The organism is Citrobacter sp. Cu233, assembly GCF_030332225.1.
Lineage (GTDB): Bacteria > Pseudomonadota > Gammaproteobacteria > Enterobacterales > Enterobacteriaceae > Citrobacter.
This window is the reverse complement of record NZ_JAOWIF010000035.1, coordinates 80007-91679: the sequence shown is the minus strand read 5'-3', so window position 1 is coordinate 91679 and position 11673 is coordinate 80007. Positions and strand designations below refer to the sequence as shown.

At 53.7% G+C, this 11673-nt stretch carries 7 protein-coding genes; 6 read left to right on the top strand and 1 reads right to left on the bottom strand.

From position 1 onward, the window contains the following. Positions 1–40 precede the first annotated feature (40 nt). Positions 41–634, bottom strand: a complete 594-nt coding sequence (yhgN, locus tag OGX95_RS13960; RefSeq protein ID WP_286629854.1) for an NAAT family transporter YhgN — start codon at positions 632–634, stop codon at positions 41–43. Between the two features lie 191 nt (positions 635–825). Between yhgN and asd the strand changes: the two genes are divergently transcribed. From asd to glgP, 6 genes are all read left to right on the top strand, one after another. After that, positions 826–1932 (top strand): aspartate-semialdehyde dehydrogenase, encoded by a 1107-nt coding sequence (gene asd, locus OGX95_RS13955; protein ID WP_286629853.1) that lies wholly within the window; start codon positions 826–828, stop codon positions 1930–1932. A 365-nt stretch (positions 1933–2297) separates the two neighbouring features. Then, positions 2298–4481: a 1,4-alpha-glucan branching enzyme gene (gene glgB / locus OGX95_RS13950; protein ID WP_286629852.1), complete on the top strand. Its 2184-nt coding sequence runs from the start codon at positions 2298–2300 to the stop codon at positions 4479–4481. Beyond that, entirely contained in the window at positions 4481–6454 is a 1974-nt protein-coding gene (gene glgX, locus OGX95_RS13945) for a glycogen debranching protein GlgX (protein ID WP_286629851.1), read from the top strand. The genes glgB and glgX overlap by 1 nt, the downstream gene beginning before the upstream one ends. Positions 6455–6471: 17 nt before the next feature. Further along, positions 6472–7767, top strand: a complete 1296-nt coding sequence (gene glgC, locus OGX95_RS13940) for a glucose-1-phosphate adenylyltransferase (protein ID WP_286629850.1) — start codon at positions 6472–6474, stop codon at positions 7765–7767. Continuing rightward, positions 7767–9200 carry a glycogen synthase GlgA gene (gene glgA / locus OGX95_RS13935; protein WP_271441379.1) on the top strand — a complete coding sequence of 478 codons (1434 nt, stop codon included), beginning with the start codon at positions 7767–7769 and terminating at the stop codon, positions 9198–9200. Before glgC ends, glgA begins: the two co-directional genes overlap by 1 nt. A 19-nt stretch (positions 9201–9219) precedes the next feature. Then, positions 9220–11667 carry a glycogen phosphorylase gene (gene glgP / locus OGX95_RS13930; protein WP_286629849.1) on the top strand — a complete coding sequence of 816 codons (2448 nt, stop codon included), beginning with the start codon at positions 9220–9222 and terminating at the stop codon, positions 11665–11667. Positions 11668–11673: the final 6 nt, after the last annotated feature.

Below are 11673 nucleotides of genomic sequence, written 5' to 3'. Positions count from 1 at the left end.
CGGGTCAGGCGAAGCCGCCACCCGGCGTAAAACGAGTACGTTACCCCTTCATCCACATCCGCACACCATCCAGGAACATCTGGGTGGCCATCATCACCAGAATCAATCCCATCAGACGCTCCAGCGCGTTCACCCCTTTCTCACCCAGCAGACGTAAAAACAGCGACGACTGCAGCAAAATCACAAAGGTACCGCCCCAGGCGATCAGCAGCGCAATCACCAGATGCCCCATCTGATTCGGGTACTGATGCGATAGCAACATCAACGATGCCAGGATTGTTGGACCGGCAACCAGTGGAATCGCCAGCGGCACGATAAAGGGTTCTTCGCCTGCCGGAAGCCCGGAGCTATTTCCGGTAGCGCTGGGGAAAATCATCTTGATGGCAATCAGGAACAAAATGATGCCTCCGGAGATGGAGACGGTTTCCGCTCGCAGGTTAAGAAATGCCAGAATTTTCTCGCCCGCAAACAGGAAAATGAACATCACCAACAGAGCAATGAACAGCTCGCGAATCATAATCGCACGGCGACGTTTTGGTTCGGTATGTTTCAATACGGACATGAAAATAGGCAGATTTCCGAGCGGATCCATAATTAAGATCAACAAAACTGCTGCAGAAATGATTTCATTCATAAGTCAAATTCCCTGATAATTACCGCGGACTTTCTGCTTGCTTGCGCAGCGGGATAAGTCGCATTACTGATGGCTTCGCTATCATTGATTAATTTCACTTGCGACTTTGGCTGCTTTTTGTATGGTGAAGGATAGGCCAGTAGGATACTGGTTAGCATACACAGCACACATCTCTGCAGGAAAAAAACGCTATGAAAAATGTTGGTTTTATCGGCTGGCGCGGTATGGTCGGCTCTGTTCTCATGCAACGCATGGTTGAAGAGCGCGACTTCGACGCCATTCGCCCTGTTTTCTTTTCTACTTCCCAGCTCGGGCAGGCGGCACCAACGTTCGGTGGTTCGACTTCCGGCACACTGCAGGACGCTTTTGATCTGGACGCGCTGAAGGCGCTGGACATTATCGTGACCTGTCAGGGCGGCGATTATACCAACGAAATCTATCCAAAGCTTCGTGAAAGCGGTTGGCAGGGTTACTGGATTGACGCGGCGTCTTCATTGCGCATGAAAGACGATGCCATCATCATTCTCGATCCGGTTAACCAGGATGTCATTACCGACGGTCTGAACAAAGGTATTAAGACTTTTGTCGGCGGTAACTGCACCGTTAGCCTGATGCTGATGTCGCTCGGCGGCCTGTTTGCCAATGATTTGGTTGACTGGGTATCCGTGGCTACTTACCAGGCGGCCTCCGGCGGTGGCGCACGTCATATGCGTGAACTGCTGTCGCAGATGGGGCATCTGTATAGCCATGTGGCCGATGAACTGGCTACGCCTTCTTCTGCTATCCTCGATATCGAGCGCAAAGTAACGACCCTGTCCCGTAGCGGTGAATTGCCGGTTGATAACTTTGGCGTACCGCTGGCCGGTAGCCTGATTCCGTGGATCGACAAACAGCTCGATAACGGCCAGAGCCGTGAAGAGTGGAAGGGACAGGCGGAAACCAACAAAATTCTCAACACGTCTTCGGTGATCCCGGTTGATGGTTTGTGCGTGCGCGTCGGCGCGCTGCGCTGCCATAGCCAGGCGTTCACCATTAAACTGAAAAAAGATGTGTCTATTCCGACCGTGGAAGAACTGCTGGCTGCGCACAATCCGTGGGCAAAAGTAGTGCCAAACGATCGGGATATCACTATGCGTGAGTTAACCCCGGCGGCCGTTACCGGTACGTTGACCACGCCAGTCGGCCGTCTGCGTAAGCTGAATATGGGACCGGAGTTCCTGTCAGCCTTTACCGTAGGCGACCAACTGCTCTGGGGTGCCGCGGAGCCACTGCGCCGTATGCTGCGTCAGCTGGCGTAATGCTGGACTGCCTGATGGCGCTACGCTTATCGGGCCTGTAAATGACGCGAGTCAGCAGGCCGGGTAAGGCAACACCGCCATCTGGCAGACACATATTGTGAATAAACATTGGGTGCTGAGTCGCCCTTTTTTTTGCGTAATACAGGAGTAAGCGCAGATGTTTCATTTTTTACCGGGAGTAAGATAAAGCATTGGCTATTCTTTAAGGGTGACTTAGTACCGGAGGTATTAAGTTGTTGCCTGAAGGTGGGACGACGCAGAGAGGATGCACAATTGTGCTGCGCCGTTCAGGTCAAAAAAAAGTGTCGCTACCTGATGTCGAAAATCAGTTGGAAGGGGTGACACCATAAAACAGGAAGACAACCATGTCCGTTCGTATTGATAGAGACGTGATTAATGCGCTAATTGCAGGCCATTTTGCGGATCCTTTTTCCGTACTGGGTATGCACCAAACTGAAGCCGGACTTGAAGTCCGCGCCCTATTACCCGATGCCACCGAAGTGTGGGTGATCGAACCAAAAACCGGACGCAAAGTTGGCAAGCTGGATTGCCTCGACTCTCGCGGTTTTTTTTGTGCTGTACTTCCCCGCCGTAAAAATTTCTTTCGCTATCAATTGGCTGTTGTCTGGCATGGACAGCAGAATCTGATCGATGACCCTTATCGTTTTGGCCCGCTAATCCAGGATATGGATGCCTGGCTGTTATCTGAAGGTACGCACCTGCGACCTTACGAGACGTTGGGGGCGCATGCGGACACCATGGATGGCGTTACCGGCACGCGTTTCTCCGTCTGGGCGCCGAATGCACAGCGTGTTTCAGTAGTGGGACAGTTCAACTACTGGGATGGTCGACGCCACCCGATGCGCCTGCGTAAAGAGAGCGGTATCTGGGAGCTGTTTATCCCCGGAGCCCAGCATGGCCAGCTGTATAAATACGAGATGATCGATGCGAACGGTAAGCTGCGTATTAAAGCCGACCCCTACGCGTTTGAAGCGCAAATGCGCCCGGAAACCGCATCGCTTATCTGCGGTTTGCCGGAAAAGGTGGTGCAAACTGAGGCGCGCAAAAGAGCTAACCAGTTTGATGCGCCAATCTCTATCTATGAAGTGCATCTGGGGTCATGGCGTCGCCATACCGATAACAACTTCTGGCTGAGCTATCGTGAGCTGGCGGATCAGTTGGTTCCCTACGCAAAGTGGATGGGCTTTACCCATCTCGAACTGCTGCCGATTAACGAACACCCGTTTGACGGTAGCTGGGGCTACCAGCCTACAGGCATGTACGCGCCGACCCGCCGTTTCGGCACGCGCGATGACTTCCGCTATTTTGTCAATGCCGCCCATCAGGCGGGGCTGAACGTGATCCTCGACTGGGTTCCGGGTCATTTCCCGTCGGACGACTTTGGTCTGGCTCAGTTTGATGGCACCAGTTTGTATGAACACAGCGACCCGCGTGAAGGTTATCACCAGGACTGGAATACGCTGATCTACAACTATGGTCGCCGTGAAGTCAGCAACTATCTGGTGGGCAACGCCCTGTACTGGATTGAGCGATTTGGTATCGATGCACTGCGCGTGGATGCCGTGGCATCAATGATTTATCGCGACTACAGCCGTAAAGATGGGGAATGGATCCCGAATGAATTTGGTGGTCGCGAAAACCTCGAAGCCATTGAATTCTTGCGCAATACCAACCGTATTCTTGGCGAACAGGTTCCTGGTGCCGTGAGCATGGCGGAAGAGTCCACCGATTTTGCCGGTGTTTCCAGACCGCAGGATATGGGCGGTTTAGGTTTCTGGTACAAGTGGAACCTCGGCTGGATGCACGACACGCTGGATTACATGAAGCTGGACCCGGTTCATCGTCAGTATCACCACGATAAGCTGACCTTCGGCATGCTGTACAACTACACCGAGAACTTTGTTCTGCCACTGTCACACGATGAAGTCGTACACGGTAAGAAATCGATTCTCGACCGCATGCCGGGAGACGCATGGCAGAAGTTTGCCAACCTGCGTGCCTATTACGGCTGGATGTGGGCCTTCCCCGGTAAGAAACTGCTGTTTATGGGGAACGAATTTGCTCAGGGACGCGAGTGGAACCACGACGCCAGCCTCGACTGGCATTTGCTGGAAGGGGGCGACAACTGGCACCACGGTGTACAGCGGCTGGTACGCGACCTGAACCACACCTATCGTCATCATAAAGCGTTGCATGAGCTTGATTTTGATGCCTATGGCTTTGAGTGGCTGGTGGTGGATGACAACGAACGTTCGGTGCTGATTTTTGTCCGCCGTGACAAGGTCGGTAATGAAATTATCGTCGCCAGCAACTTCACGCCAGTGCCGCGCCATGGCTACCGTTTCGGCATCAATCAACCGGGCAAATGGCGTGAGATCCTCAATACCGACTCGATGCATTACCACGGCAGCAATACCGGTAATGGTGGGGCAGTGCACAGTGATGAAATCGCCAGCCATGGGCGCCAACACTCACTGAGCCTCACGTTGCCGCCTCTGGCCACGATCTGGCTGGTTCGGGAGGGGTAATGACGCAACTGGCAACCGGCAACGCCACACCCCATGGTGCAACGTATGACGGCCATGGCGTCAATTTCACCCTTTTCTCGGCCCATGCCGAACGCATTGAGTTATGCGTATTCGATGAGCAAGGTTGCGAACACCGCTATGACCTGCCGGGGCGTAGCGGGGATGTCTGGCACGGCTATCTGGCCGATGCCAGACCAGGTCTGCGCTACGGTTATCGCGTACATGGGCCATGGCAGCCTGGGCAGGGTCACCGCTTCAATCCGGCGAAGCTACTTCTCGACCCTTGCGCGCGTCGGGTTGAAGGTGAATTAAAAGATAACCCTCTGCTGCACGGTGGGATCGATAAACCGGATCATCACGATAATGCTGCCATCGCCCTGAAAAGCGTGGTGGTGTCAGATCGGTATGACTGGGAAGACGATACCCCTCCACGCACGCCGTGGGGCAATACCGTGATTTACGAAGCGCATGTCAAAGGGCTGACGTATCTGCATCCTGATATCCCTGAAGAGATACGCGGTACCTACAAAGCGCTCGGTCATCCGGTGATGCTCGACTATTTCAAGCGTCTTGGCATTACCGCGCTGGAGCTGTTGCCCATTGCACATTTCGCCAACGAGCCGCGCCTTCAGCGGTTGGGATTGTCGAACTACTGGGGCTACAACCCGGTGGCGATGTTTGCACTGCATCCGGCCTATGCCTGCTCGCCAGAGAGCGCGTTGGATGAATTTCGTGATGCGGTAAAAGCGCTGCATAAAGCGGGTATTGAGGTCATTCTCGATATCGTTTTGAACCACAGCGCCGAACTGGATCTTGAGGGGCCTGTCTTCTCGCTGCGCGGAATTGATAACCGTAGCTATTATTGGATCAGGGACGATGGTGATTACTACAACTGGACCGGCTGTGGGAACACCATCAATCTGAGCCATCCTGGTGTCGTGGAGTATGCCTGTGAATGCCTGCGTTACTGGGTTGAAGCCTGCCACGTCGATGGTTTTCGTTTTGATTTAGCTTCCGTCATGGGGCGCACGCCTGCGTTTCGTCAGGATGCCCCCCTGTTTACCGCGATCCAAAACTGTCCGCTGCTCTCTCGCGTCAAACTGATTGCGGAACCGTGGGATATTGGTGAAGGCGGATATCAGGTGGGTAATTTCCCACCGCCGTTTGCCGAGTGGAATGACCATTTCCGCGATGCAAGTCGACGCTTCTGGCTTCAGCGTAATCTGTCTTTGGGAGAGTTTGCCGGACGTTTCGCCGCATCCAGCGATGTGTTTAAACGCAATGGCCGCAAACCCAGCGCTACCGTCAATCTGGTAACTGCGCATGACGGTTTTACGCTGCGCGACTGTGTGTGCTTCACAAATAAGCACAATGAAGCGAATGGTGAGGAAAATCGGGACGGCACTAGCAATAACTACAGTGACAATCATGGTAAAGAAGGATTAGGCGGCTCGCTGGACCTGATTGAACGGCGGCGCGACAGCATTCATGCGCTGTTAACCACGCTGTTGCTCTCCCAGGGGACGCCGATGTTGCTGGCAGGCGATGAGCATGGTCATAGCCAGCACGGCAACAATAACGCTTACTGCCAGGATAACGCGCTAACCTGGCTGGACTGGCAGCAGGCAAACAGTGGGCTAACGACATTTACCGCCGCGTTGATTCATCTTCGCCAGCAGATCCCTGCACTAACAGACGATCGCTGGTGGGAAGAGGGCGATGGCAATGTCCGCTGGTTGAATAAGTACGCACAACCCTTAAGTGCGGATGAGTGGCAAAACGGCCCGAAACAGATGCAAATCCTGCTTTCAGACCGTTTCCTGATTGCAATAAACGCCACGCTTGAGGTGACAGATATCGTTTTACCCGAAGGGGAATGGCATGCCATTCCCCCATTTGCCGGAGAGGATAATCCGGTTATTACGGCTGTCTGGCAGGGACCTGCGCACGGACTGTGTGTGTTCCAGAGATGATAAAAAAGGAGTTAGTCATGGTGAGTTTAGAGAAGAACGATCGTGTAATGTTGGCGCGCCAGCTGCCATTAAAATCTGTTGCCCTGATCCTGGCCGGTGGCCGTGGTACCCGCCTGAAAGATTTAACCAACAAACGTGCCAAGCCCGCCGTGCACTTTGGCGGTAAATTCCGCATTATTGATTTTGCTTTATCCAACTGTCTTAACTCCGGGATCCGCCGTATTGGCGTGATCACGCAGTATCAGTCCCATACGCTGGTGCAGCATATCCAGCGCGGCTGGTCATTCTTCAGCGAAGAGATGAACGAGTTTGTTGATCTGCTGCCCGCCCAGCAAAGGATGCAGGGCGAAAACTGGTATCGCGGCACGGCGGATGCGGTGACGCAGAACCTGGACATCATTCGACGCTACAAAGCGGAATATGTGGTGATCCTCGCAGGCGATCATATCTACAAGCAGGACTACTCGCGCATGTTGATAGACCACGTCGAGAAGGGCGCGCGCTGCACCGTCGCCTGTATGCCCGTGCCTATCGAAGAAGCCAGTGCGTTTGGCGTAATGGCTGTTGACGAAAACGAAAAAATTATCGAATTCGTTGAAAAACCAGCGAATCCGCCTGCTATGCCAGGTGACCCCACTAAATCTCTTGCCAGTATGGGGATCTACGTTTTTGACGCCGATTATCTGTATGAATTGCTGGCAGAAGATGACCTGAATGAAACCTCCAGTCACGATTTTGGTAAAGACCTGATCCCGAAAATCACCGAAGCTGGCATGGCTTATGCACATCCATTCCCGTTGTCCTGCGTGCAATCTGATCCGGAATCCGAGCCATACTGGCGTGACGTGGGAACGCTGGAAGCCTACTGGAAGGCGAACCTCGATCTGGCCTCGGTGACGCCTGAACTGGACATGTATGACCAGGACTGGCCCATCCGCACGCATATGGAATCACTGCCGCCTGCGAAGTTCGTGCAGGACCGTTCTGGCAGTCACGGCATGACGCTGAACTCGCTGGTTTCCGGTGGCTGTATTATTTCCGGTTCGGTGGTGGTGCAGTCTGTACTGTTCCCGCGAGTACGGGTGAATTCTTTCTGTAACATTGATTCGGCAGTGTTGTTACCTGAAGTCTGGGTTGGACGTTCGTGCCGCTTACGTCGTTGCATTATCGATCGCGCCTGCGTCATTCCTGAGGGCATGGTGATTGGCGAAAATGCGGAAGAAGATGCGCGTCGCTTCTACCGCTCAGAGGAAGGCATTGTGCTGGTCACGCGTGAAATGCTACGCAAACTGCAAATCAAACAGGAGCGATAATGCAGGTTTTACACGTTTGTTCAGAGATGTTCCCCCTGTTAAAAACAGGGGGACTGGCGGATGTTATTGGGGCGTTACCTGCGGCACAAATTGCGGACGGCGTGGATGCCCGCGTGTTGCTTCCGGCGTTTCCGGATATTCGTCGCGGCATTCCTGATGCGCAGGTTGTGACGCGTCGGGATACCTTCGCCGGACGGATAACGCTGTTGTTCGGACATTACAACGGGGTCGGCATTTATCTGATTGATGCGCCGCATCTCTATGACCGTCCCGGGAGCCCGTATCACGATACCAACCTGTTTGCTTACTCCGATAACGTACAACGTTTTGCGTTGCTCGGCTGGGTCGGATGTGAAATGGCCTGCGGCCTTGATCCATTCTGGCGCCCGGATGTGGTGCATGCGCATGACTGGCACGCTGGCCTGGCGCCGGCGTATCTGGCGGCGCGCGGCCATCCGGCGAAATCGGTGTTCACCGTACACAACCTGGCGTATCAAGGCATGTTTTATGCAAAGCATATGGATGACATCCAATTGCCATGGTCGTTCTTTAATGTGCACGGACTGGAGTTTAACGGGCAGATTTCATTCCTGAAGGCCGGTTTGTACTACGCCGACCATATTACGGCGGTGAGTCCGACCTACGCGCGGGAAATTACCGAACCGCAGTTTGCCTATGGCATGGAAGGGTTGTTGCAGCAGCGTCATCGTGAGGGGCGTCTTTCCGGCGTGCTGAACGGTGTTGATGAAAAAATCTGGAGCCCGGAAACCGATCTGTTATTGGCATCGCGGTATACCCGTGACTCGCTGGAAGAGAAGGCCGAGAACAAACGACAGCTACAGATTGCGATGGGACTTAAGGTTAACGATAAAGTGCCGCTGTTTGCCGTTGTGAGTCGTCTGACCAGCCAAAAAGGGTTGGATTTGGTGCTGGAAGCGCTACCGGGGTTGTTAGAGCAGGGGGGGCAACTGGCGCTGCTCGGCGCGGGCGATCCGGTATTGCAGGAAGGGTTCTTAGCTGCGGCCGCGGAACATCCAGGCCAGGTCGGCGTGCAGATTGGTTATCACGAGGCCTTCTCGCACCGCATCATGGGCGGGGCCGATGTTATTTTGGTGCCCAGCCGTTTTGAGCCGTGCGGCTTAACGCAACTGTATGGACTGAAGTACGGCACGTTGCCGCTGGTGCGGCGTACCGGTGGGCTGGCTGATACGGTGTCTGATAGTTCGCTGGAGAACCTGGCGGACGGTATCGCCAGTGGGTTTGTATTTGAAGATAGTAATGCCTGGTCGCTGCTACGGGCGATCCGGCGTGCTTTCGTATTGTGGTCCCGGCCCTCGCTTTGGCGGTTCGTACAACGTCAGGCCATGACCATGGATTTTAGCTGGCAAGTCGCGGCGAAGTCTTACCGTGAGCTTTACTATCGCTTGAAATAGATATCCAGGAATCACCTATATGAATGCTCCATTTACTTATGCATCGCCCACACTCAGCGTAGAGGCACTTAAGCATTCTATTGCCTACAAGCTGATGTTCACGATTGGTAAAGACCCGGTCATTGCCAATAAACATGAGTGGCTGAACGCCACATTGTTCGCGGTGCGCGATCGTCTCGTGGAGCGCTGGCTGCGTTCTAATCGTGCGCAATTATCCCAGGAAACCCGCCAGGTCTATTACCTGTCTATGGAGTTCCTGATTGGCCGCACGCTTTCCAATGCACTGTTATCATTGGGTATTTATGATGATGTCAAAAATGCGCTGGAAGGCATGGGGCTGGATCTTGAAGATCTGATCGACGAAGAGAACGACCCTGGTCTTGGTAACGGTGGCCTTGGTCGTCTGGCGGCCTGCTTCCTTGACTCTCTGGCAACGCTGGGCCTGCCGGGACGCGGCTACGGTATTCGCTATGACTACGGGATGTTCAAACAGAACATTGTCGATGGCCGACAGAAAGAGTCCCCGGATTATTGGCTGGAATACGGTAACCCGTGGGAATTTAAACGCCACAATACGCGCTACAAAGTGCGTTTTGGCGGGCGTATTCAGCAGGAAGGCAAGAAAACTCGCTGGATTGAGACCGAAGAGATCCTCGCGGTCGCCTACGACCAGATTATCCCCGGCTACGATACCGACGCCACCAACACGCTGCGCCTGTGGAATGCGCAGGCCAGTAGCGAAATCAATCTCGGTAAATTCAACCAGGGCGACTACTTTGCGGCGGTGGAAGATAAAAACCACTCTGAAAATGTCTCCCGCGTACTGTATCCGGACGACTCCACCTATTCTGGCCGCGAGTTGCGCCTGCGTCAGGAGTATTTCCTGGTCTCCTCGACGATCCAGGATATTCTGAATCGTCATTATCAACTGCACAAAACCTACGATAATCTGGCAGATAAAATTGCTATTCACCTCAATGACACCCATCCGGTGCTGTCGATTCCTGAGCTGATGCGTCTGCTGATTGATGAGCACAAGTTTAGCTGGGACGATGCCTTTGAGGTGTGCTGCCAGGTCTTCTCTTACACCAACCATACGCTGATGAGCGAGGCGCTGGAAACCTGGCCGGTGGATATGCTGGGTAAAATTCTGCCGCGCCACCTGCAAATCATCTTTGAGATTAACGATTACTTCCTGAAAACGCTGCAGGAGCAGTATCCGAACGATACTGGTCTGTTGGGGCGCACTTCGATCATTGATGAGTCGAACGGCCGTCGCGTGCGTATGGCGTGGCTGGCAGTCGTGGTGAGCCACAAGGTTAACGGTGTGTCGGAGTTGCACTCTAACCTGATGGTACAGTCGCTGTTTGCTGATTTTGCAAATATCTTCCCAACCCGTTTTTGCAACGTTACCAATGGTGTGACACCGCGCCGTTGGCTGGCGCTGGCGAACCCGCCACTTTCCAATGTGCTGGATGAGAACATTGGCCGTACCTGGCGCACCGATCTCAGTCAGCTCAGCGAACTGGAACAACACTGCGATTTCCCGCAGGTGAACCAGGCGGTGCGTCATGCGAAGCTGGAGAACAAAAAGCGGCTGGCGACGCTCATCGCGCAGCAACTGAATGTGGTGGTGAATCCGAAATCGCTGTTTGATGTGCAGATCAAGCGTATTCACGAGTACAAGCGTCAGTTGATGAACGTGCTGCATGTAATTACCCGCTACAACCGCATTAAGGCCGATCCTGATGCCGAGTGGGTGCCGCGTGTGAATATTTTTGCCGGTAAGGCGGCTTCGGCTTATTACATGGCGAAGCACATCATTCACCTGATTAACGATGTCGCGAAAGTGATCAACAACGATCCACAGATTGGCGACAAGCTGAAGGTGGTGTTTATTCCTAACTACAGCGTCAGCCTGGCGCAGGTGATTATTCCTGCCGCCGACCTGTCTGAGCAGATTTCTCTGGCCGGGACCGAAGCCTCCGGGACCAGTAATATGAAATTTGCTCTCAACGGTGCGCTGACCATCGGTACGCTGGATGGTGCTAACGTTGAGATGCTGGAGCATGTGGGGGCAGAGAATATCTTTATCTTTGGAAATACTGCGGAGGAAGTGGAGGCGCTGCGTAGTCAAGGCTACAAGCCGCGTGAGTATTACGAGAAAGATGAAGAACTGCACCAGGTGCTGACGCAAATCGGCAGTGGCGTATTCAGCCCCGAGGAGCCGGGACGCTACCGTGACCTGGTGGACTCACTGATCAACTTTGGTGACCACTATCAGGTGCTGGCGGACTATCGCAGCTACGTTGATTGCCAGGACAAAGTTGACGAACTGTATCGCCACCCGGAAGAGTGGACCACGAAGTCGATGATAAATATCGCCAATATGGGCTACTTCTCATCGGACAGGACGATCAAAGAGTACGCCGAGAACATCTGGCATATTGATTCGGTGCGGTTGTAAATAAAA